We start from the raw sequence: 21,559 nt of genomic DNA on the forward strand, positions 1-21,559 counted from the left end.
CGGATCAGTCAATGCTCAACCCGCCGCGGCAGCCGACCTCGAGTCACCAGTTCGGCAAACTGCCGGGCATTCAGTGGCCGGGCAAAAAGCCAGCCCTGGCCATAATTGACCCCTTCGCTGTTCAGCAGCACCGCTTGGTCTTCACACTCGATTCCTTCGGCAATCACCCGCAGGTGCAGGTCGTGGGCCATGCGAATGATATGCGGGGCAACACCGCTACTGGCGGCGTCGTGCCCCAACGCATCGATAAACGCCTTGTCGATCTTCAGGCAGTCCACTGGCAGGGTTTGCAAGTACGCCAGGCTGCAATAGCCAGTCCCAAAATCGTCGATCAGCACTTGATGCCCCACTGCGCGCAGCGCCTGGAGGTTGTCGCGAGCCACAACCACGTCGATCAGGCCGCGCTCGGTCACCTCGAAGGCGATCTGGCTGGCCGACACACGGTGCAAGGCCAGCAAGCGTGCCGCCACCCGGCCGATGCGCGGCACCATCACATCACAGGCCGCCAGATTCACCGAAATGTACAAGTTGGGATGCGAGCGCAGCAGTTGCCCTAGCTGTTCCAGCACACGCTGCAGGACAAAGTCCGTGATCTGGCGAATCTGCCCGGTGTTTTCCGCCAAAGGGATGAACAGGTCCGGGCTGGTCAGGGTACCGTCCGGGCGGCGCCAGCGCACCAGAGCCTCGGCCCCGACACAGCGTCGGCTGTCGAGCTCGAAGATCGGCTGGTAGAGCACCTGCAGTTCGCCGCGACGCAAGGCATTCTGCAATTCCGAGCTCATCGACCGCCGCTGCAGGATCAGTTGCAGTACCAGCCAGCCGATGCAACAGGCCGCCAGTACACTGCCGGGGAACAGAAGCCAGAGCATGCCGTTCATCCTCAACGGCAGGCTCGCCCGCGGGGCGATCAGCACCAACTGGTAGTCCGGTGACTTGGTCGGCATTCGATAGATCAGGCGATCGCTGAGTTCAAGCAGCGACTTGTGGCTGGTTGACCAGGCCGAAGGAGGCGGCCATACCTGCGGTGGGCCCAGCACGGGGATGGCCCGGGCACCGTTGTCCAACACCACCACCAGGCTGCCGCCCGGGGGCAGGTCGACCACATCGGTCAGGTGCCCACGAGAGGTGGATACCACGAACTTGCCCCTCCCAAGCATCAGCGCGGCCAGGTTCTCGTTCGGCTCGGTCGTGGTATTCAGCCAGTAGCTGTAGGTCGGCCCTTGGATGTCGGGGGCGCGCAAGGGTTCGAACGCCCGCTCGTCACCGCGGTTTGAGCAGGCCACATCTCCATCCACGTACGCCGCTTCATAAATGAAGCGGGAACTCAGGCCTACCTGCTGCAATGCCGTCAGCATCGCCGGGCTGCAGCCGCGCAAGGGTTGCGCCTGCAGCAGGTCGACCCCTTCGCGCAACTGGCCGAACACCTGCTCGAGGCGCTCCAGAAAGCGTTCGCCCTGGGCGTTCATCTGTGCACTCTCGCTTTGCTTCATCTGTTGCAGGGCAATGCCGATGCTTGCAGAAAGCAACAGTGCCGCGCTGGCCAGTGCTGCCAACGTGGCCAGCATCCAGGGACGGTAAAAAATTTGGCGCAGCAAGGCGATGAGGGCTGACATCGAGGGCATCCAGTTGATTACTAGGTTATAGCAACTGAATCAGGAATCACCTTTGCCGTTTGGCGCTTCGCTACAAGCGCCGAAGGCCGCTTCTAAACAAGAGCCCGTCTCACCTTGGCAGATCAACGCATCCGGTTGAGCACCTGCAGCATCGCCGCCGTCTGCGCATCCGGCATGCCATCGAAGCGCTGCGGGCGGAAACGCATCTGGAACGCGGCGATCACATGGCGGGTGGCAACATCCAGTACCCCAGTCTGCTCGATCGCATAGCCAAACCGCGCCAGCTCCTGCTGGTACCAGCCCACGCTCGGCGGGTTGACGCTGAAATAGGCTTGCTGCCGTGCCACGGCAGTTGCATCCGGCCAGACCCCCAGCCCGGCGTCGGCCAGGCGTTTCCACGGAAATAGCGGCCCAGGGTCAAGCTTGCGCAGCGGCGCGATATCGCTGTGGCCAATGATGTGCCGTGGCTCGATGTTGTTACGCTTGACGATGTCCTTGAGCAGCGCGATCAGCGACTGGACCTGCGCTTCGCTGTAAGGGTGCCAGACCCGCCCATTCGGCGTGTCGGTGAAGCCCGGGTTGACGATTTCGATACCGATGGACGAGGAGTTCAGCCAGGTCCGCCCCTGCCACTGGCTATCACCGGCATGCCAGGCGCGGCGGCTTTCATCCACCAGCTGGTACACCGTCGCCGGGCCGTCACCAATCAGATAGTGGCTGCTGACTTCCCCATGGGTCAGCAACGCCAGGGAACGCTCCAGCGAAGCATTGGTGTAGTGCAGGACAACAAACTGGATGCGGTTGTCCTGGTTGATCGAAGGGTGGCTACGGTCGATGCGCAGGCCGGTCGAGCAACCGGCGACAGACAACAGCAGGAAGGAAATCAGGGTTTTTTTAAGCGTGGAAAGCACGTCAGTGGCCTCAGCGTATGAGCGCTACAGTATAACGTGCTCCCCAAGGGCCGTGCTTGCCGCGAGTCAGCAGCTACCGGCTATGCCAGCTCGATACGGTTGCGTCCCGATTCCTTGGCCCGGTAAAGCGCCGCATCGGCGCGCTTGAGCACCTGATCGCCGCGCTCGCCGGGACGGAATGCACCCAGGCCGATGGACGTGGTGATCACCACCCGTTCGCCCTTGAAGTGGAACGGGCACGCCTCGACCGTGGCCCTCAGCACCTCGGCTATCTGGGCAGCGGCAGCCGGCGAGGTCTGCGGCAGCAGCAGGACAAACTCCTCGCCGCCAAACCGGGCGATGAAGTCATGGCCGCGCAGGCGCTTTCGCAACTGGTCGGCGACGATCTTCAAGACCTTGTCCCCAGCCAGGTGCCCATAGCTGTCGTTGATACGCTTGAAATGGTCCAGGTCGAGGATCGCCATCGCCAGATGGCCGCCGTGTGCCTGCCATTCGAGCATTTCGCGCTCGACCCGCTCGCTCCAGGCTGCACGGTTGGGCAGGCCGGTTAGGGGATCAAGCAAGGCCTTCTGGCGCTGCTCTTCCAAGTGCTCACGGTAGCCGAGCGCCTCTTGCTCCATGTTCGCCACCCGCTCCGACAGCCCTTGCAGGCGTCCAGCCAGCTCCTGTTCGCGGCGATCACGCTCATGCTTGTGCTCATCCATGGTCACCAACAGACCTTCCAGGCGGTTTTCCAGAATATGCTTGAGGCTGTCGACGTCGGCGGCACCTTGCACACTGCTCTGCAACCCATCGACGTGCTCACGCAGCTGGCTATCCAGCTCGCGAGCGGCCGAGCTGTTGTCGGCATGGCCGGCGCTAGCCTCGTGCAGGTGGCTCTGGAAACCTTCCAGGCGTTCGTTGAGCTGCTGCAGGTAGGTTTCGAATTCGTGCTGGCCGCTGTCGGTGATCGCCAGCATGAGCACAGCCAGGTCATCCAGCACCGGTATCAGCTCATACCAGTTCAAGCCCCGGGCGACGCGTTCACGCATCTCTAGCGCCTGGGCCTTGTGTCGCTCCGGCAGGCTGAGGTCATCGAGCAAGCCGATCAGAGTGTGCTCGATGTGCTCGGCAACCTGGCTGTAGGGCGGCTCCACCGCGTAGGGCAGGGCGTAGGGACCATCTTCGCCAAAGGTTTCTTCGAGTGTTTGCGCCGGTCCTGCTTCAACCGGCGGCTCGCTGGCGATAGCTACCGGTGCCGGTACATCGTCCGGGAGCGGTAGCGGCAGCGGCAGCGGCAGCGGCAGCGGGGCTGGTGACAGTTCGGCCGTTTCGATAAGCGCCGGGCCTGGTGCCTCCAGCTCGGGCTCCGATATTACGAGTGCTTCGACAACAGAAGCTGAGGAGGCTGGCAACGGCTGTAGCGCGTCCATGTCGTCGGGCTGCGGGGCATCGACACCGGCAGGTGCCGCCAAAGGCTGCGCCTCGACAACCGGCAGCGCCAGAGGCACAAGCGCTGGCTCGCCTTGTACGCCATCCTCGCGGCCGCCGAACAAGCGCTGCAAGAAGCCGGGGCGGGCCTCCGCCGCCGATTTGCCCAAGGCTGACAGCGCGCGGCCCTGCAAGCCGCTCAACTCGCCCAGCAACGGTGGCAGGTCGCGTGAGTGGGCCACTCCGCCATCGAGCTTCTTCGCCAGCTTTTTCAACGGACGCGACACATCGTTCGGCAATGGCAGGCCTTGCAGCTGGTCGACCAGCGCTGTCAGCGCATCGCTGACCTGGTTCATGCGGGCTTCCCGACGCTGTTCGGAGTCCAGTACCGCCTTCTCAAGACGAGGAATCAACCCGGCAAGGCCGGCGTCCATGTTGTCGCTGCGGATGACCTCGCGCATTTCCTTCATGCACTGGTCTACCACCTTGTCGCTGCCTTCGGCAGCCAGGGTGCTGCGTACCAAACCACGACGCAGCAGGTCGAGACGGGCGTCCCAACGGCGCTCGAGCTTTTCCTGCTGCTCGATGCTTTTCAGGTATTTTTCTTTCCAGCGCTCAGCGTCTTCAGTCATGCCCGGGTCCGCAAACGGTGATGGCAATTAGCTCAGGACCGGCAGCGTATCCACAGTCAATGCATCAGGCAATCGAATCTCGACAGCAACGGGAAGGTGGTCGGAAATTGGCTGCGCCAGCACCTCGACACGCTCCAGCGTGAGGCTTGGGCTGAGCAGGATGTGGTCCAGGCAACGCTGTGGACGCCAGCTGGGGAAGGTGGCCTCGACTTGCGGGGCAATCAGGCCCAGGTCGCGCAACGGCGAGTGCTCCAGCAGGTCGGTGGCATGGGTATTCATGTCGCCCATCAGCACCTGATGGCGGTAGCCGCCAATCAGCTCGCGGATGTAACCCAGTTGCAGGGCGCGGGTCTTGGCGCCGAGGGCCAGGTGCATCATCACCACGATCAGCGCATCTTCGCCCTCACCAAAGCGCACCAGAATCGCACCCCGCCCAGCCGGGCCGGGCAATGGGTGATCCTCGAGCAGTTGTGGCTTCAAGCGGCTGAGCACGCCATTGCTGTGCTGGGCAAAACGCCCAAGGTTGCGGTTGAGTTGCTGGTACCAGTAGGGGAAGGCGCCCAGGTGGGCAAGGTGCTCGACCTGGTTGACATAGCCCGAGCGCAGGCTGCCGCCATCGGCCTCCTGCAAGGCCACCAGGTCGAAGTCGCCCAACAGTTGGCCAATCTTCTGCAGGTTGCCGGCACGCCCGTTGTGCGGCAGCAGGTGCTGCCAGCTTCGAGTCACGTAATGCCGGTAGCGCTCGGTGCTGATGCCCACCTGGATGTTGAAACTGAGCAGCCGCAGACGACCATCCTCGGGCAGGCCAGGGGCATGCAAGTGATGCTCGTTGACCTGCGGCTGGTGCAGGCCAATGCCACGCGCGGTTCTGAAGCGGCGCATGGGTTACGCCGCTTACTTAGCGGCGCGCTCCTTGGCGATCAGCTGGTCGGCAACGTTCAGTACGCCTTCCGGCCCGCCGGCGGTACCCAGGTCGAAGCGGTACTTGCCGTTGACCACCATGCTCGGTACGCCGGTGATCTCGTACTTCTTCGCCAGTTCCTTGGCCTGGTTGACCTGGCCCTTGATGGCGAACGAATTGAATGTGGCGAGGAACTTGTCCTTGTCCACGCCCTGGGTGGCAAGGAAGTCGGCCATGTCCTGCGGGTCGGTCAGGCGCTTGCGCTGGTTCTGGATGGCATCGAACACCGCGGCGTGTACCTTCTGCTCGACGCCCATGGCTTCGAGGGTCAGGAACATCTGGCCATGGGCGTCCCACGCGCCACCGAACATGGCTGGTACACGCTTGAAGTTGACGTCCTTGGGCAGTTTATCGACCCACGGGTTGATGGTCGGCTCGAAGTGATAGCAGTGGGGGCAGCCGTACCAGAACAGCTCGACCACTTCGATCTTGCCAGGTACGGAAACCGCAACAGGGTTGCTCAGCTCGAGGTATTCCTTGCCAGCGACAGGCTCGGCGGCCTGGACGGCAGTCATACCGAATACGCTGGCAGCGACCAGCGCGGCGCTGAGAATCAGTTTACGCATGCTTTACTCCTGGGCAGTCATTGGTCGCCACGACGCGACCTGCACTGAGACAGGCCGGGAACGGGCCGAGTTCTGTAGTGTAACGGCTGCGGACGGAAAAAAGGGCGGTCCGGCCGCCCTTTCATCATTGGCCTACAACATTAACTGAAAGTTAATGCGCCGCCTGTAATGGCCTCAGTGCAGGCCCTGGATGTAACTGGCCAGCGCCTCTATGTCGTGGTTGCTCAGCTTGCCGGCGATTGTGCGCATGGTCATGGCATCGCCATCGTTGGTGCGGTTGCCTTCGCGGAAGTCGGTGAGCTGCTTGGTCACGTACTGCGCGTGCTGCCCGCCCAGGTGCGGGAAGCCGGCCAAGGCGATACCCGCGCCGTTAGGCGAGTGGCAGCCGGTGCAGGCAGGCATGCCTTTTTCCAGATCTCCACCGTTGAACAGCGCCCGGCCACGCTCGACCAGCTTGGGATCGGCCGCGCCCACGCTGCCTTTCTGGCTGGAGAAGTAGGCGGCGATATCGGCCAGGTCCTGGTCGCTGAACGCGGCCAGCATGCCGGTCATCTCCAGCACGGTACGCTTGCCCGACTTGATATCGTGCAATTGTTTTTCAAGGTAGCGCTGGCCTTGGCCGGCCAGTTTCGGGAAGTTCGGTGCCAGGCTGTTGCCGTCGGGGTTGTGGCAGGCGCCACAGACGGCCGTCTTGGCCTGGCCGGCGGCGGCATCGCCTTTGACGGGTTGCGCAGCAGTGGCCGCACCTGCGACACCCAGGGTCAACAGCAGACTCACGACTAGTTTGTTCATCAGCTAATCCAACACGGCTAAGGGTGAAATGTTATGTATCGGGACTGCCACTCATCCAAAGGATGACCAAACGGTAGTCCTCGGCACTGCAGTCCATGCACAATCCACGCGGCGGCATAGCCTTGAAACCCTGGGTCACGTGCTTCACCAGTACATCCATGCCTTGCGCCAGCCTTGGCTCCCATGCTGCCCGGTCACCCTGCCTGGGTGCCTGTGGCAACTGCCCGGTGTGACAGGCCGCACACGTGCGGTTGTACAACACCTCGGGATCCTGTGTAGCCTGTGCGCTGAAAAACGGCAGGAACATACCGACAGCAAGCAGCCATTTCGCCATGCGGAACGACCTTCAGGGTTGGGGGCCGCGCTGCGTTCTGTTGCGCGAGCTATTGTTCGACACCCCATGCCCGTTCTCCTTCGCCGGGAGAATGAGCACACAAAAACTGGGGCATTATATACTTCCGCCATCCAAACGGAAACGACACCGCTTGCCAGGCTCGGGCCTATAGAGTCAGGCAACACCCACATCGGATATCCCATGCAAGTCAAGAACCCCATCCTCGGCCTCTGCCAGAAAGCCAAATTCGCCCTCAGCGCTGCCAAGGTCGAACAATGCCCGGACGACCAGGGTTACGAGGTGGCTTTCGCCGGCCGCTCCAACGCCGGCAAATCCAGCGCCCTCAACACCCTGACCCATGCCAGCCTGGCACGCACCTCGAAAACCCCCGGGCGCACCCAGCTGTTGAATTTCTTCAGTCTGGACGATGAACGGCGTTTGGTCGACCTGCCAGGCTACGGTTATGCAAAAGTCCCGATTCCGCTCAAGCAGCACTGGCAGAAACACCTGGAAGCCTACCTGGGCAGCCGGGAGTGCCTGCGTGGCGTGATCCTGATGATGGACGTGCGCCACCCGATGACCGACTTCGACAAGATGATGCTCGACTGGGCCAAGGCCAGCAGCATGCCGATGCACATCCTGCTGACCAAGGCCGACAAGCTGACCCACGGCGCGGGCAAGAACACCCTGCTCAAGGTGCAGTCGGAAATCCGCAAGGGTTGGGGCGATGGCGTGACCATCCAGCTGTTCTCGGCGCCCAAGCGCCTGGGCTTGGAAGAGGCATACCGGGTGCTGGCGGACTGGATGGAGCTGGAAGACAAGCCAGTCATTTGAATGTTTGCTCGTAACCTGTGGGAGCGGGTTTACCCGCGAATGCGGCGGTGCATCCGACATCGCATTCGCGGGTAAACCCGCTCCCACAGGGCTCTCTATTAGCCCTAAGTCAAATTCCGGGCAAAAAAAACCCCGGACTTCGTATGGGGAGGGGGAAGTTCGGGGTCCAAGTCCGGACCGCTAGGGCGGGGTCCAGATATCTGCCAACACTTAACACAACATAGGAGCATCGAAAGGCTTCACCAGCCATTCAGTTACTCTGAGTTCCGTTTCACCGGTTTAGTTCCAGAGCCCTGAAAACTATTTGCGATAGTTTCATGAAACTTCAGCACCGCTGGCACTGAGCAGTGCCGGATCCGCATCGCTACAACACGGATCCTACACAGCTTTCCCCACCCGATCAGTGAGCTTCGTCCCAATTCGCACCAATTCCTGCCTCGACCAGCAGCGGCACATCCAGTTTCGCGGCCTTGCTCATGTGCTGGCGAATTTCATCTTTCACCAGCTCCACCAGGTCCTCGCGCACTTCCAGCACCAGTTCGTCGTGCACCTGCAGGATCACCCGGGCATCCAGCCCGCTCTCGCTCAGCCAGTTATCCACATTGACCATGGCCCGCTTGATGATGTCGGCCGCAGTGCCCTGCATCGGGGCGTTGATCGCCGTGCGCTCGGCGCCTTTGCGCAGGGCCGGGTTCTTGGCATTGATATCCGGCAGGTACAGGCGGCGGCCGAACAGGGTTTCTACAAAGCCTTGCTCCGCCGCCTGGGCGCGGGTGCGCTCCATGTACGCCAACACGCCCGGATAGCGGGCGAAGTAGCGGTCGATGTAATCCTGCGACTGCTTGCGGTCGACGCCGATCTGCTTGGCCAGGCCAAAGGCGCTCATGCCGTAGATCAGGCCGAAGTTGATGGCCTTGGCACTGCGGCGCTGATCGGTGGTGACGTCTTCCAAGGCTACGCCGAATACTTCCGCCGCCGTGGCGCGGTGCACGTCCAGGTTGTTGCGGAAGGCATGCAGCAAGCCTTCGTCCTTGGCCAGGTGGGCCATGATGCGCAACTCGATCTGCGAGTAGTCCGCCGCCAGCAGCTTGTAACCCGGGCTGGCAACGAAAGCCTGGCGGATGCGCCGGCCTTCGGCAGTACGGATCGGGATGTTCTGCAGGTTCGGGTCGCTGGACGACAGTCGACCGGTGGCCGCCACCGCCTGCTGGTATGAGGTGTGGATACGCCCGGTGCGCGGGTTGATCTGCCCCGGCAGCTTGTCGGTGTAGGTGCTCTTGAGCTTGCTCAGGCTGCGGTACTGCATCAGTACCTCCGGCAGCGGGTAGCCTTGCTCGGCCAGTTCGTCGAGCACCGCTTCTGCCGTGGATGGCTGGCCCTTGGTGGTCTTGCTTAGCACCGGCATGCCCAGCTTGTCGTATAGGATCGCGCCCAGTTGCTTGGGCGAGCCGAGGTTGAACTCCTCACCGGCCAGCTCATAGGCGCGCTGCTCGAGCTCGGCCATCTTTAGCCCCAGCTCACCGCTCTGCACCTGCAGCAACGCGGCATCGACCAGCGCCCCCTGGCGCTCGATCTTGGCCAGCACCGGCACCAGCGGCATCTCGATGTCCATCAGCACCGGCTGCACGCTCGGCGTCTGCGCCAGGCGCGCCTGCAGCGCCTGGTGCAGGCGCAGGGTGATGTCGGCGTCTTCGGCAGCGTAGGGGCCGGCCTTGTCAAGGTGGATCTGGTTGAAGGTCAGCTGCTTGGCGCCCTTGCCGGCGATATCCTCGAAGGCAATGGTGGTATGGTCGAGGTACTTCTGCGCCAGGCTGTCCATGTCGTGACGGGTGGCGGTGGAGTTCAGCACGTACGACTCGAGCATGGTGTCGTAGGCAACGCCGCGCATTTCGATGGCGGGCGAGCCATTGGCAAGGATGTTGATATCGTACTTGGCGTTCTGCCCGACCTTGGCCTTGCCCGGGTCTTCCAGCAGTGGCTTCAGCGCCAGCAGCACGGCAGTGCGGTCCAACTGGGCCGGCGCGCCTTCATAGTCGTGAGCCAGCGGCACATAGGCCGCTTCGTGCGGTTCAACGGCGAACGACAGGCCGACCAGCTGGGCCTGCTGAGCGTCCAGGCCGGTGGTCTCGGTGTCGAAAGCGAACAATGGCGCCTGGCGCAGCTTCTCCAGCCAGAAGTCGAAACGGGCCTGATCGAGAATGGTTTCGTACCTGGGCTCGACCTTGGCCACCTGCTCCGCGACCGGCGCGATTTCGTCACCGGCCTTGGCAGCGTCACGCTGCACCTCGGCGATCCAGCTCTTGAATTCCATCTCGGTGTACAGCGCCAGCAACGCGTCGCGATCAGGTTCGCCGCACACCAGGGCATCTACTTCGATATCCAGCGGCACATCGACCTTGATGGTAGCCAGCTCATAGGATAGGAACGCCGCGTCGCGGTGCTCTTCCAGCTTGGCCGGCAGGGTCTTGGCACCGCGAATGGCCAGCGTCGGGACCTTGTCCAGATTGGCATACAGGTCGCTGAGACCGCCGCCGATACCGGTCAGCAGGCCCACCGCGGTTTTTTCGCCCACGCCCGGCACTCCGGGGATGTTGTCGACCTTGTCGCCCATCAGCGCCAGGAAGTCGATGATATGTTCCGGCCCGACGCCAAATTTCTCGTGCACGCCAGCCACGTCCAGCACGCTTCCGGTCATGGTGTTGACCAAGGTAATGTGCCCGTCCACCAGCTGCGCCATATCCTTGTCACCGGTCGAGATGATCACCGGGCGGTCCAACGCGGCGCTGCTGCGCGCCAGGGTGCCGATCACGTCGTCGGCCTCGACCCCCTCGACGCACAGCAGCGGGTAGCCCAGCGCCTTGACGCTGGCGTGCAGCGGCTCGATCTGTACCCGCAGGTCGTCAGGCATGCTCGGGCGGTTTGCCTTGTATTCAGCGAACATGGCATCGCGGAAGGTGCCACCCTTGGCGTCGAACACCACCGCGAACAGGCTGTCGGGGTATTGCTTGCGCAGGCTCTTGAGCATGTTCAGCACCCCCTTCACCGCGCCGGTCGGCATGCCTTTGGAGGTAGTCAACGGCGGCAGCGCGTGGAAGGCGCGGTACAGGTAGGAGGAACCGTCCACCAGGACGAGGGGCGCTTGGCTCATGAGCAGAATCAACCTTTTCGACGGGTCCGGCGCTAGAATAGCCAGAATCATTGACGACAAAGGGACAAGGTTATCATGCGTACACTCAATCGCCTGTTACTGCTCGGTCTGTTGGCCACCATGCCTGTCGTCACCCTGGCGGCGGACGACGCCCCCTCGGCCGATCCCGAGGTGACCATTCGCACGGAAGGCGACAAAACCATCCAGGAGTACCGGCAGAACGGGTTCCTGTATGCGATCAAGATCACGCCGAAAAACGGCAAGCCTTATTTCCTGGTACGCGCCGATGGCTCTGATGGCAATTTCATTCGTTCCGACCAGCCGGACATGCTGATTCCGTCCTGGAAGATCTTCGAGTGGTAATCTGACGCGCACCGTTCACATCAACCCGGCACTTCCCGGCGGAAGTGCCCGTATGGGCAAATTTTCATCATGTCAGTCTTCACCCCCGTGACCCGGCCTGAGCTGGAAACCTTTCTGGCGCCGTACGCGCTGGGTCGTCTGCTCGATTTCCAGGGCATCGCCGCCGGCACCGAGAACAGCAATTTCTTCGTCAGCCTCGAACAGGGGGAGTTCGTCCTGACGCTGATCGAGCGCGGGCCCAGCGAGGACATGCCGTTCTTCATCGAGCTGCTGGACACTTTGCACGCAGCCGACATGCCGGTGCCCTATGCAATACGCGACCGCGACGGCAATGGCCTGCGCGAGCTGTGCGGCAAGCCGGCGCTGCTGCAGCCACGGCTGTCGGGCAAGCACATCAAGGCACCGAACGCCCAGCACTGCGCCCAGGTCGGCGAGCTGCTGGCGCACATTCACCTGGCTACCCGCGAGCACATCATCGAGCGCCGCACCGACCGCGGCCTGGACTGGATGCTGGCTTCGGGTGCCGAGTTGCTGCCGCGCCTTACCGCCGAGCAAGCCGCGCTGCTGCAACCGGCTCTGGATGAAATCAGTGCGCACAAGGCACAGATCCTGGCCCTGCCACGGGCAAACCTGCATGCCGACCTGTTCCGCGACAACGTGATGTTCGAAGGCACCCACCTGACCGGTGTGATCGACTTCTACAACGCTTGTTCCGGGCCGATGCTGTATGACATTGCCATCACCGTGAACGACTGGTGCCTGGATGAACACGGCGCGATCGATGTGCCACGCGCCCAGGCGTTGCTGGCGGCCTATGCGGCGCTGCGGCCGTTCACCGCGGCCGAAGCTGAGCTGTGGCCGGAGATGTTGCGGGTAGGCTGCGTGCGCTTCTGGCTGTCGCGCCTGATTGCAGCGGAATCGTTTGCCGGAATGGATGTGATGATCCACGACCCGAGCGAGTTCGAAGTGCGTTTGGCGCAGCGCCAGCAGGTGGCTTTGCACCTGCCGTTCGCCCTCTAGAGCGTGTCTGCTTCTTCGCGGGTAAACCCGCTCCCACACAGGCGTGAGGCTGGCGCTATCCCTGTGGGAGCGGGTTTACCCGCGAAGAGGCCGGTACAGGCTTACAACTGTTCCAGGCACCCAACCAGGTCGCCACCCAGCTTCTCCAGCAAGCGCTCATAGCCCTTGCCATCCACCGGGTCGGTACCGCCCAAGGCATCCAGCTCGGCCAGGCGCACCGGCAGCCCGGCGGTCAAGGTCTCGGCTAGCCGGGGCCGCAGCGGCGGTTCGCTGAACACACAGGTCTTGCCCACTTCCTGCAGACGCTTGCGCATGGCTGCCACGTGCTGCGCACCCGGCTGCACCTCGGACGCTACGCTGAACACCCCGGTGTGCTTCAGGCCATACTCGGCCTCGAAATAGTCGAATGCTTCGTGGAACACGAAGTACGGCTTGCCGGCAATCCCGGCCACCCGCGCCTTGATCCGCTTATCCAATGCGTCCAGGCGTTCGTCGAAGGCCTTGAGGTTGCTCTGGTAGCGCACCGTATTGGCTGGATCGATCTGCGCCAGGTCATCCGCCATCTTCGCTGCAATTACACGCGCATTGACTGACGATAGCCACAGGTGAGCATCCAGGCTGCCCGGGCGGTGGTCGTGGTCATGGTCATCGTGGTCTTCTTCCTCATGGGAATGGCTGTCCTCGCCAAAATGCCGAAGCTTCATGCCCGGTAGCGCCTGCACGGCCACAGTGGGCTTGCTGCGATTGCCCAGTACCCGCGGCAGGAAGCCCTCCATGTCCGGGCCGATCCAGTACAGCAGGTCGGCATCGCCTACCCGCCGTACGTCGGACGGGCGCAGCGCGTAGTGGTGTGGCGAAGCCCCCGGAGGCAGCAATACCTCAGAGGTGCCAACACCGTCCTGCACGGCAGCGGCAATCTGCTGCAGGGGTTTGATACTGGTCAGCACGCGCACGTCGGCCTGGGCGGAAAATGCGATGAAAGCGACAAAAAGGACTAGGAATCGGGACACGGTGAATACTCGAGTCGTCAGAAACAGGTAACATAATAACGTCTCCATCCAGAACCGTCGCTGCCCATGTCCATCACGCCGCTGGCCAACCGTCCTCACGATCATTCCCATTGCGTACACAGCGCATTGGCTGAAGCCGACGCCTTGTGCACCCGCCAGGGCCTGCGCCTGACCGCGCTGCGCCGTCGAGTGCTGGAACTGGTGTGGCAAAGCCACAAGCCGCTGGGCGCCTACGATATCCTCGCCGTGCTCAGTGAGCAGGACGGCCGCCGAGCCGCGCCCCCCACGGTGTACCGTGCGCTGGACTTCCTGCTGGAAAACGGCCTGGTCCACCGCATCGCCTCGCTCAACGCATTCATCGGCTGCAGCCACCCGGAACACCTGCACCAGGGCCAGTTCCTGATCTGCCGGGCCTGCCATGTGGCAATCGAACTGGAACAGGACAGCATCAGCGAAGCCATCATCAGCAGCGCCAAGGGCGTGGGCTTCGCGGTCGAGACCCAGACGGTGGAAGTGGTCGGCCTTTGCAGCAATTGCCGGAGCGCGGCATGAGCGATGCACTGATCCGCCTGGAGCAGGTCGGTGTCACCTTCGGTGGCGAGGCGGTGCTCGACAGCATCGACCTGTCAGTCTCACCTGGCCAGATCGTCACGCTGATCGGCCCCAACGGCGCGGGCAAGACCACCCTGGTGCGCGCCGTGCTCGGCCTGCTCAAGCCGCACCGCGGCAAGGTATGGCGCAAGCCGAAACTGCGCATTGGCTACATGCCGCAAAAGATCCAGGTCGATGCCACGCTGCCGCTGTCGGTACTGCGCTTCTTGCGCCTGGTGCCCGGTGTAGACCGCGCGGCAGCCTTGTCGGCGTTGCAGGAAGTGGGTGCGGAGCAGGTGATCGACAGCCCAATCCAGACCATTTCCGGCGGCGAGATGCAGCGCGTGCTGCTGGCCCGCGCCCTGCTGCGCGAACCCCAGCTGCTGGTGCTCGACGAGCCGGTGCAGGGCGTAGACGTGGTCGGCCAGACCGAGCTGTACAACCTCATTACCCGCCTGCGCGACCGCCACGGCTGCGGCGTGCTGATGGTTTCCCACGACTTGCACCTGGTGATGAGCGCCACCGACCAGGTGGTGTGCCTGAACCGCCACGTGTGCTGCTCGGGCCACCCCGAGCAGGTAAGCGGCGACCCGGCATTCGTCGAGCTGTTCGGCCAGACCGCCGCACCCAGCCTGGCCATCTACCACCACCATCACGACCACAGCCACGACCTGCACGGCTCGGTGGTCACCCCTGGCACCCATGTTCACGGAGCGCACTGCAAGCATGGCTGATTTTCTTCTCTACGCCCTGCTTGCCGGTTTGTCCCTGGCACTGGTGGCCGGCCCACTGGGCTCCTTCGTGGTATGGCGGCGCATGGCCTATTTTGGCGATACCCTGTCCCACGCCGCCCTGCTCGGCGTGGCCCTGGGCTTTGCCATGGACGTCAGCCCGGCGCTGGCGGTAACCGTGGGCTGCCTGTTGCTGGCGATCTTGCTGGTGACCTTGCAGCAACGCCAGCCGCTGGCCTCCGACACCCTGCTCGGCATACTCGCCCCCAGCACATTGTCGCTGGGCCTGGTGGTGCTGAGCTTCATGCATGATGTACGCATCGACCTGATGGCCTACCTGTTCGGCGACCTGCTGGCCATCAGCACCACCGACCTGGCCTGGATCCTCGGCGGCAGCGTGCTGGTGTTGCTGCTGCTCGCTGCGCTGTGGCGGCCGTTGCTGGCAGTCACCGTGCACGAAGAGCTGGCCATGGTCGAAGGCCTGCCGGTGGCCGGGCTGCGCATGGCGCTGATGCTGCTGATCGCGGTGGTGATTGCCGTGGCCATGAAGATCGTCGGCGTGCTGCTGATCACCTCGCTGCTGATCATTCCTGCCGCTGCGGCGCAACGTCACGCCCGCTCTCCCGAGCAGATGGCCCTGGGCGCCAGCCTGCTGGGCGTGACCGCGGTATGCGGCGGCCTGGCCATGTCCTGGTTCAAGGACACCCCCGCAGGCCCATCGATCGTGGTATGCGCGGCGGTGCTATTCTTGCTGAGCCTGGCCCTGCCAAAACGCTGAAAAACAGGGCGCGTGAAGGCGCGCCCTGCAACCTTTTCGCACGTAAAGGGTCTGTAAGACTTGTTTTCGAGCGTGCGCACCTGGGTGTAGACTTGCTCGCTTTTTGCGCAAATAGAGAGTCGCAGGAATGAAGCCGTTCGCCTCCCGTTATCTGCTTGTTGCCGCGTTTTCCCTGTTCCTGGCTGCGTGTTCCAGCGCGCCGGTCGAACAGGCCACCGCACCTGCCCAAGCCGATGCCTGGCAGCAGTTGCAACAGAACATCGCCAGCAACGAGCTGGCCACCGCCGAAGACCAGCTGGCAGCCCTGCAGGCCCAGGCGCCGGACGACGCGCGCCTGGAGCAATACCAGCGCCAGCTTGCCGAAGCCTACCTGCAACGCAGCCAGATCTTCCTGCAGAAGGGTGATGTGAACGCTGCCGCCACCGCCCTGGCCCGTGCCCGCGCGCTGATGCCGCAGGCCCCGGCAGTGACTGGTGGCGATACCGTGACCCAGGCGCGCAAAGCCGAGCTGGAGAAGGCTGAAGCGGCGTTGAAAGCGGCCGAGGCCAAGCCCAAGGCGCGCATCATCGATCCGGCTGCACCGAGCACCGTCGTGGCCTTGAAGACTACCGACAGCCGCGCCATGCGTCGCCAGCTGGATGACATTGCCGCCGATGTGGTGAGCTATCAATGCGACGTGGTGTTCCAGGTGCCGCGTACCGAAGATGCGCCTTGGCTGAAGACCTTGCTGGAGAAACGCGTGCGCAAGATCGACAGCGGGTTCGAGCTGAAGCAGAAGCACGAGATTCAGCGGGCGTTGCCGGCGCAGGTGGTTCTGGTTCCGCATCAGCGTTAAGAATCTGGGGGCGCTGCGCGCCCCTTTCGTGACACAAGGCCGCTCCTACAAGGGAATGCGATCTCCTGTAGGAGCGGCCTTGTGTCGCGATGGGGTGCAAAGCAGCCCCTTAGGCAGGCACAGCCTCCGCAGCCGCCTCCCGCTCCCACACCCGATGCCCCTCTACCGCTTTGACGAAGGCATCCACGGTCTTTTGCTCGTCCCCCAGCAGCAACCCCTTGTCTTCTTTCAGCCCCAAGCTGCCCAAAAGCTCTTTGGTCACCACCATCGCCTTCAGGTGTTTGTAGCCCTCCAGCAGGAAGTGCTTGGCCAAACCACTGCCTGCCAGCGCATCGGTCGAGGCCTTGCCCGCTGGCACAACAATCCCGTCAAACATGATCGAGGGCATCCCTTCCATGGAGGCATCCACCGGCAGTTGCTTACCGTCCGCGGCCATCACCGGTGCCGAGGTCGGCCCAAGCAGCATCGGCCGGGCACTGTGCGCCTCCAGAGCCTTGACCAGCTTGTCCACGCTGGCAGCGTCTACGCCATCTGCCACCAGCACGGCAATCTTGCGCCCCTTGATGCCAACCGAGCCCGGGTGGTTCATCTGGCTCAGGGCAGGCGACTGCGCAAGCTGGCTTCCCTTCACTTGCACAGTGCCTGCGCTCGGTGCAGGCAAACCGAGGTTGGCAGCAACCGCAGCCGCCAGCTTCAGGTCGATATTGGCGAGAATCTCATTCACTTCCCGAGCACGGATCGTCTCCCGCTCCACCTTGCCCAGCTCAAAGCTGTAAGCCTTGATGATGTGCTGCTGCTCGGTCGGGCTCATGCTCTGGAAGAACAACCGCGCCTGCGAGAAATGGTCGCTGAACGAATCGCTGCGCTGGCGGATCTTGTGCGCATCGATACGCTCCTGGTAGCTCTCGAAGCCGCCATCCTGCGCCGCTGGTGGCGTTTCCTTCGGCCAGCCACCGTCGATGGAATTGGGCTCGTAGGATGCGCGACCCTTGTGCACCAGATGCTGATGCAAGGCGTCACGCTGGTTGTTGTGGTTAGGAGCGACGGGGCGGTTGATCGGGATCTGGTGGAAGTTGGGCCCGCCGAGGCGGCTAAGCTGCGTGTCGGTGTAGGAGAACAGCCGTCCCTGCAACAAAGGGTCGTTGGTAAAGTCGATGCCAGGCACGATATGAGCCGGGCAGAACGCCACCTGCTCCACTTCGGCAAAGAAGTTGTCCGGGTTGCGATTCAGGACCATCTTGCCCAAAGGTGTAACCGGCACCAGTTCTTCCGGGATTATCTTGGTCGGGTCCAGCAGGTCGAAATCGAATTTGTGCTCGTCGGCTTCCGGCACGATCTGCACACCCAGTTCCCATTCAGGGTAATCACCCGTCTCGATAGCCTCCCACAGGTCGCGACGCTGGAAATCAGCATCCTTGCCTGCCAGCTTCTGCGCTTCGTCCCATAGCAAGGAGTGCACACCCTGGCGCGGTTTCCAGTGGAATTTGACGAAACTGGCTACGCCCTGGGCGTTGATAAGGCGGAACGTATGCACCCCGAACCCTTCCATCATCCGCAAGCTGCGCGGGATAGCGCGGTCCGACATAGCCCACATGACCATATGGGCCGACTCCGGTACCAGCGAGACGAAATCCCAAAAGGTGTCATGGGCCGAAGCGCCGGTCGGGATCTCGTTGTGCGGCTCCGGCTTTACGGCGTGGACGAAATCCGGGAATTTGATCGCATCCTGGATGAAGAACACCGGCATGTTGTTGCCCACCAGGTCGAAGTTGCCCTCGTCGGTGTAGAACTTCACAGCAAAGCCCCTCACGTCACGCACGGTGTCGGCTGAGCCGCGCGGGCCTTGTACCGTGGAAAATCGCACGAAGACGGGCGTGACTTTCTCCGGGTCCTGCAGGAAGCCGGCTTTGGTCAGCTCGGCGTGGTTGCCATAGCTCTGGAAATAGCCATGCGCCCCTGTTCCTCGCGCATGCACGATGCGCTCAGGAATGCGCTCGTGGTCAAAGTGCGTGATCTTCTCTCGCATGATGAAATCTTCGAGCAACGAGGGGCCTCGATCACCCGCCTTGAGCGTGTTCTGGTTGTCAGCGATGCGCACCCCCTGGTTGGTACGCAACGCACTGCCTGTGGCATCGCTTCGGTCAGCCTCCAGGCTCTGCAACTTGGCGTTGGTATTGGCCCGGTCCGGGGTCTGGGTGCCAGCGGCCTCGCTGTGCTTTGGCGCGTCCGTGTTCTTGCTGGGCATGATCGGCTCTCCTCGTCAGTCTTAAGGCATACCCGTTTCGGGCTGTGTGCAAGTAGTGACCGGAAGGCTTTGCCGAGCGTTCAATCAGGATTACCGGTTGTCGCGATATGCCCGAAGGATTGGTGCATTACGAAATAAATGCTAAGAACAGCTATGGGAAAAGGCTAAAATGCGCGACCCCAGCTAACCGCTGACCCAAATTCCATGCGCCCCACAAGGTTCGCTACGTGATCGAGTTCCAACAGGTACACAAGACCTACCGCGTCGCCGGTAGGGAAATCCCCGCACTGAATCCGACCAGCCTGACCATCGAAGATGGCCAGGTGTTCGGCCTGATCGGCCATTCCGGCGCCGGCAAGAGCACCATGCTGCGCCTGATCAACCGCCTGGAAGAGCCTTCCGGCGGCAAGATCATCGTCGACGGCGAAGACGTTACCGCGTTCAACGCGAGCCAGCTGCGCGGTTTCCGTCAGCAGGTCGGGATGATTTTCCAGCACTTCAACCTGCTGGCCTCCAAGACTGTCGCCGACAACGTCGCCTTGCCACTGACCCTGGCCGGCGAGCTGTCGCGCAGCGAAATTGACAAGCGCGTGACCGAGCTGCTGGCCCGCGTCGGCCTTTCCGACCACGCCAGAAAGTACCCGGCGCAGCTGTCCGGTGGCCAGAAGCAGCGCGTCGGCATCGCCCGCGCCCTGTCCACCAACCCGAAGATCCTGCTGTGCGACGAGGCCACCAGCGCCCTCGACCCGCAAACCACCGCCTCGGTCCTGCAATTGCTGGCCGAAATCAACCGTGAGCTGAAGCTGACCATTGTGCTGATCACGCACGAAATGGACGTGATCCGCCGGGTCTGCGACCGCGTGGCAGTGATGGACGCCGGCCAGATCGTCGAGCAGGGCTCGGTGGCCGAGGTGTTCCTGCACCCGCAGCACCCCACCACCAAGCGCTTCGTCCAGGAAGACGAGCAGGTTGACGAAGGCGAGCAGCGTGACGACTTCGCCCACGTGCCGGGCCGTATCGTGCGCCTGACCTTCCAGGGCGACGCCACCTACGCGCCGCTGCTGGGCACCGTGGCCCGCGAAACCGGCGTGGACTACAGCATCCTCGCCGGGCGTATCGACCGCATCAAGGATGTCCCCTATGGCCAGCTCACCCTCGCCCTGATCGGCGGTGACATGGAAGCGGCGTTCGCCCGCTTCAAGGCAGCTGACGTACATATGGAGGTACTGCGTTGATGGACGCCCTGAATTTCTTTGCCAACGTCGACTGGGCCGAAATCTGGCTGGCCAGCGTCGACACCATGATCATGCTGTTCGGCTCGCTGTTCTTCACCGTGCTGCTCGGCCTGCCGCTGGGCGTGCTGCTGTTCCTCTGCGGGCCAAAGCAGATGTTCGAGCAGAAGGGTGTGTATGCGCTGCTGTCGCTGATCGTCAACATCCTGCGCTCGCTGCCGTTCATCATCCTGCTGATCGTTATGATCCCGATCACAGTGCTGATCACAGGCACTTCCCTGGGCGTCGCCGGCGCCATTCCGCCGCTGGTGGTGGGTGCCACGCCGTTCTTCGCGCGCCTTGTGGAAACCGCCCTGCGTGAAGTGGACCGCGGCATCATCGAAGCCACCCAGTCGATGGGCGCCACTACCCGCCAGATCATCACCAGCGCACTGCTGCCGGAGGCTCGCCCGGGCATCTTCGCCGCCATTACCGTGACCGCCATCACCCTGGTTTCGTACACCGCCATGGCTGGTGTGGTCGGTGCCGGCGGCCTGGGCGACCTGGCCATCCGCTTCGGCTACCAGCGTTTCCAGACCGACGTGATGGTCGTCACAGTGGTGCTGTTGCTGGTACTGGTTCAAGTCCTGCAGAGCGTGGGCGACAAACTGGTCGTGCATTTTTCCCGTAAGTAACCCCAATGGGGTCGGCCCGGCCGACCCGTTCGGGGGCCGTCGCGGCCCTCACAAGGAGTGATCAATGAAGAAGCTGCTTGCTGTTGTCGCCGCTGTCGCGGCCTTCTCGGCACACGCCGAGTCCCTGACCGTTGCCGCTACCCCGGTTCCGCACGCCGAGATCCTCAACTTCGTCAAACCTGTTCTGGCGAAAGAGGGCGTGGAGCTGAAGGTCAAGGAATTCACCGACTACATCCAGCCGAACGTGCAGGTGGCGGAAAAGCGCCTGGACGCCAACTTCTTCCAGCACCAGCCGTACCTGGATGAGTTCAACAAGGCCAAGGGTACCAACTTGGTGAGCGTTGCCGGCGTGCACATCGAGCCGCTGGGCGTGTACTCGACCAAGATCAAGAAGCTGGACGAGCTGTCCTCCGGCGCCACCGTGGTCATCCCCAACGACGCCACCAACGGCGGCCGCGCGCTGCTGCTGCTTGACAAGGCCGGTGTGATCAAGCTGAAGGACAACAAGAACATCCTGTCCACCGTGAAGGATGTTGCCGAGAACCCGAAAAGCCTGAAGTTCCGTGAGCTGGAAGCGGCCACCATCCCGCGCGTGCTGACCCAGGTCGATGCTGCCCTGATCAACACCAACTACGCGCTGGAAGCCAAGCTGAACCCGGAAAAAGACGCCCTGGTCATCGAAGGCAGCGACTCGCCTTACGTGAACATCCTGGTTGCCCGCCCGGACAACAAGGACTCGGACGCCATGAAAAAGCTGGCTGCTGCGCTGCACTCGCCTGAGGTGAAGCAGTTCATCAACGAGAAGTACAAAGGCGCTGTGGTTCCGGCGTTCTAAGCCGTCACATCGCGCTGGACTCTTCGCGGGTAAACCCGCTCCCA

At 62.7% G+C, this 21,559-nt stretch carries 19 protein-coding genes and 1 pseudogene; 10 read left to right on the forward strand and 10 right to left on the reverse strand.

Going from position 1 to position 21,559, the window contains the following annotated elements; translation table 11 throughout:
* Positions 1–8 precede the first annotated feature (8 nt).
* The 7 genes and pseudogenes from QN085_RS25190 to QN085_RS25220 all read right to left on the reverse strand — a co-directional run bounded on the left by QN085_RS25190 (position 9) and on the right by QN085_RS25220 (position 7,219).
* Positions 9–1,613, reverse strand: a complete 1,605-nt coding sequence (locus QN085_RS25190) for an EAL domain-containing protein (protein ID WP_015268483.1) — start codon at positions 1,611–1,613, stop codon at positions 9–11.
* Between the two features lie 122 nt (positions 1,614–1,735).
* Entirely contained in the window at positions 1,736–2,524 is a 789-nt protein-coding gene (locus tag QN085_RS25195) for an N-acetylmuramoyl-L-alanine amidase (RefSeq protein WP_013970322.1), read from the reverse strand.
* A gap of 80 nt (positions 2,525–2,604) precedes the next feature.
* A complete protein-coding gene (locus QN085_RS25200; RefSeq protein ID WP_023661563.1) occupies positions 2,605–4,566 on the reverse strand; it encodes a GGDEF domain-containing protein in 1,962 nt (653 codons plus the stop codon).
* 27 nt (positions 4,567–4,593) lie between these two features.
* A pseudogene (locus QN085_RS25205) lies at positions 4,594–5,426 on the reverse strand (endonuclease/exonuclease/phosphatase family protein).
* A 34-nt stretch (positions 5,427–5,460) separates the two neighbouring features.
* Positions 5,461–6,093 (reverse strand): thiol:disulfide interchange protein DsbA, encoded by a 633-nt coding sequence (gene dsbA, locus QN085_RS25210; RefSeq protein ID WP_023661562.1) that lies wholly within the window; start codon positions 6,091–6,093, stop codon positions 5,461–5,463.
* A 174-nt stretch (positions 6,094–6,267) separates the two neighbouring features.
* On the reverse strand, positions 6,268–6,885 hold the full coding sequence (locus tag QN085_RS25215) for a c-type cytochrome (RefSeq protein WP_003256951.1): 618 nt from the start codon (positions 6,883–6,885) through the stop codon (positions 6,268–6,270).
* Positions 6,886–6,916: 31 nt separating this feature from the next.
* Positions 6,917–7,219, reverse strand: a complete 303-nt coding sequence (locus tag QN085_RS25220; RefSeq protein WP_015268479.1) for a c-type cytochrome — start codon at positions 7,217–7,219, stop codon at positions 6,917–6,919.
* A gap of 201 nt (positions 7,220–7,420) precedes the next feature.
* On the opposite strand from QN085_RS25220, the gene yihA reads away from it, so the two are divergent.
* Entirely contained in the window at positions 7,421–8,053 is a 633-nt protein-coding gene (yihA, locus tag QN085_RS25225) for a ribosome biogenesis GTP-binding protein YihA/YsxC (RefSeq protein ID WP_013970318.1), read from the forward strand.
* Positions 8,054–8,453: 400 nt separating this feature from the next.
* On the opposite strand, the gene polA is transcribed toward yihA, so the two are convergent.
* Positions 8,454–11,201 (reverse strand): DNA polymerase I, encoded by a 2,748-nt coding sequence (gene polA, locus QN085_RS25230; protein ID WP_024087955.1) that lies wholly within the window; start codon positions 11,199–11,201, stop codon positions 8,454–8,456.
* Between the two features lie 75 nt (positions 11,202–11,276).
* On the opposite strand from polA, the gene QN085_RS25235 reads away from it, so the two are divergent.
* Complete coding sequence (locus QN085_RS25235; protein ID WP_013970316.1) at positions 11,277–11,564, forward strand: DUF2782 domain-containing protein; 288 nt, start codon at positions 11,277–11,279, stop codon at positions 11,562–11,564.
* 69 nt (positions 11,565–11,633) lie between these two features.
* Entirely contained in the window at positions 11,634–12,584 is a 951-nt protein-coding gene (locus tag QN085_RS25240; protein ID WP_024087954.1) for a homoserine kinase, read from the forward strand.
* 101 nt (positions 12,585–12,685) lie between these two features.
* Here QN085_RS25240 and QN085_RS25245 read toward each other — a convergent pair whose 3' ends face one another.
* Positions 12,686–13,642: a zinc ABC transporter substrate-binding protein gene (locus QN085_RS25245; RefSeq protein WP_052484820.1), complete on the reverse strand. Its 957-nt coding sequence runs from the start codon at positions 13,640–13,642 to the stop codon at positions 12,686–12,688.
* A gap of 18 nt (positions 13,643–13,660) precedes the next feature.
* Here QN085_RS25245 and zur point away from each other — a divergent pair, with 18 nt between their 5' ends.
* The 4 genes from zur to QN085_RS25265 all read left to right on the forward strand — a co-directional run bounded on the left by zur (position 13,661) and on the right by QN085_RS25265 (position 16,529).
* Positions 13,661–14,146 carry a zinc uptake transcriptional repressor Zur gene (gene zur, locus QN085_RS25250; protein ID WP_013970312.1) on the forward strand — a complete coding sequence of 162 codons (486 nt, stop codon included), beginning with the start codon at positions 13,661–13,663 and terminating at the stop codon, positions 14,144–14,146.
* Positions 14,143–14,919 carry a zinc ABC transporter ATP-binding protein ZnuC gene (gene znuC / locus QN085_RS25255; protein ID WP_013970311.1) on the forward strand — a complete coding sequence of 259 codons (777 nt, stop codon included), beginning with the start codon at positions 14,143–14,145 and terminating at the stop codon, positions 14,917–14,919. The genes zur and znuC overlap by 4 nt, the downstream gene beginning before the upstream one ends.
* Entirely contained in the window at positions 14,912–15,694 is a 783-nt protein-coding gene (gene znuB / locus QN085_RS25260) for a zinc ABC transporter permease subunit ZnuB (RefSeq protein ID WP_023660933.1), read from the forward strand. The genes znuC and znuB overlap by 8 nt, the downstream gene beginning before the upstream one ends.
* Before the next feature lie 127 nt (positions 15,695–15,821).
* Positions 15,822–16,529: a PA5502 family lipoprotein gene (locus QN085_RS25265; RefSeq protein WP_013970309.1), complete on the forward strand. Its 708-nt coding sequence runs from the start codon at positions 15,822–15,824 to the stop codon at positions 16,527–16,529.
* Between the two features lie 109 nt (positions 16,530–16,638).
* On the opposite strand, the gene katE is transcribed toward QN085_RS25265, so the two are convergent.
* Positions 16,639–18,774: a catalase HPII gene (gene katE, locus QN085_RS25270; protein WP_013970308.1), complete on the reverse strand. Its 2,136-nt coding sequence runs from the start codon at positions 18,772–18,774 to the stop codon at positions 16,639–16,641.
* Positions 18,775–19,001: 227 nt separating this feature from the next.
* On the opposite strand from katE, the gene QN085_RS25275 reads away from it, so the two are divergent.
* The 3 genes from QN085_RS25275 to QN085_RS25285 all read left to right on the forward strand — a co-directional run bounded on the left by QN085_RS25275 (position 19,002) and on the right by QN085_RS25285 (position 21,515).
* On the forward strand, positions 19,002–20,009 hold the full coding sequence (locus tag QN085_RS25275) for a methionine ABC transporter ATP-binding protein (protein WP_003256960.1): 1,008 nt from the start codon (positions 19,002–19,004) through the stop codon (positions 20,007–20,009).
* Positions 20,009–20,680: a methionine ABC transporter permease gene (locus tag QN085_RS25280; protein WP_013970307.1), complete on the forward strand. Its 672-nt coding sequence runs from the start codon at positions 20,009–20,011 to the stop codon at positions 20,678–20,680. Before QN085_RS25275 ends, QN085_RS25280 begins: the two co-directional genes overlap by 1 nt.
* A 64-nt stretch (positions 20,681–20,744) precedes the next feature.
* Entirely contained in the window at positions 20,745–21,515 is a 771-nt protein-coding gene (locus QN085_RS25285) for a MetQ/NlpA family ABC transporter substrate-binding protein (RefSeq protein WP_013970306.1), read from the forward strand.
* Positions 21,516–21,559: the final 44 nt, after the last annotated feature.

The sequence above is a fragment of the Pseudomonas sp. M2(2023) genome, from assembly GCF_030263955.1.
Classification (GTDB): domain Bacteria; phylum Pseudomonadota; class Gammaproteobacteria; order Pseudomonadales; family Pseudomonadaceae; genus Aquipseudomonas; species Aquipseudomonas asiatica.

Bases quoted from the DNA above. Each gene is read 5' to 3' on its own strand.
- QN085_RS25220 (WP_015268479.1), bottom strand. From the start codon at position 7,219: ATGGCGAAATGGCTGCTTGCTGTCGGTATGTTCCTGCCGTTTTTCAGC.
- QN085_RS25190 (WP_015268483.1), bottom strand. From the start codon at position 1,613: ATGTCAGCCCTCATCGCCTTGCTGCGCCAAATTTTTTACCGTCCCTGG.
- QN085_RS25285 (WP_013970306.1), top strand. From the start codon at position 20,745: ATGAAGAAGCTGCTTGCTGTTGTCGCCGCTGTCGCGGCCTTCTCGGCA.
- znuC (WP_013970311.1), top strand. From the start codon at position 14,143: ATGAGCGATGCACTGATCCGCCTGGAGCAGGTCGGTGTCACCTTCGGT.
- QN085_RS25240 (WP_024087954.1), top strand. From the start codon at position 11,634: ATGTCAGTCTTCACCCCCGTGACCCGGCCTGAGCTGGAAACCTTTCTG.
- dsbA (WP_023661562.1), bottom strand. From the start codon at position 6,093: ATGCGTAAACTGATTCTCAGCGCCGCGCTGGTCGCTGCCAGCGTATTC.
- polA (WP_024087955.1), bottom strand. From the start codon at position 11,201: ATGAGCCAAGCGCCCCTCGTCCTGGTGGACGGTTCCTCCTACCTGTAC.
- yihA (WP_013970318.1), top strand. From the start codon at position 7,421: ATGCAAGTCAAGAACCCCATCCTCGGCCTCTGCCAGAAAGCCAAATTC.
- QN085_RS25265 (WP_013970309.1), top strand. From the start codon at position 15,822: ATGAAGCCGTTCGCCTCCCGTTATCTGCTTGTTGCCGCGTTTTCCCTG.
- zur (WP_013970312.1), top strand. From the start codon at position 13,661: ATGTCCATCACGCCGCTGGCCAACCGTCCTCACGATCATTCCCATTGC.
- QN085_RS25200 (WP_023661563.1), bottom strand. From the start codon at position 4,566: ATGACTGAAGACGCTGAGCGCTGGAAAGAAAAATACCTGAAAAGCATC.
- QN085_RS25280 (WP_013970307.1), top strand. From the start codon at position 20,009: ATGGACGCCCTGAATTTCTTTGCCAACGTCGACTGGGCCGAAATCTGG.
- znuB (WP_023660933.1), top strand. From the start codon at position 14,912: ATGGCTGATTTTCTTCTCTACGCCCTGCTTGCCGGTTTGTCCCTGGCA.
- QN085_RS25215 (WP_003256951.1), bottom strand. From the start codon at position 6,885: ATGAACAAACTAGTCGTGAGTCTGCTGTTGACCCTGGGTGTCGCAGGT.
- QN085_RS25235 (WP_013970316.1), top strand. From the start codon at position 11,277: ATGCGTACACTCAATCGCCTGTTACTGCTCGGTCTGTTGGCCACCATG.
- katE (WP_013970308.1), bottom strand. From the start codon at position 18,774: ATGCCCAGCAAGAACACGGACGCGCCAAAGCACAGCGAGGCCGCTGGC.
- QN085_RS25245 (WP_052484820.1), bottom strand. From the start codon at position 13,642: ATGGAGACGTTATTATGTTACCTGTTTCTGACGACTCGAGTATTCACC.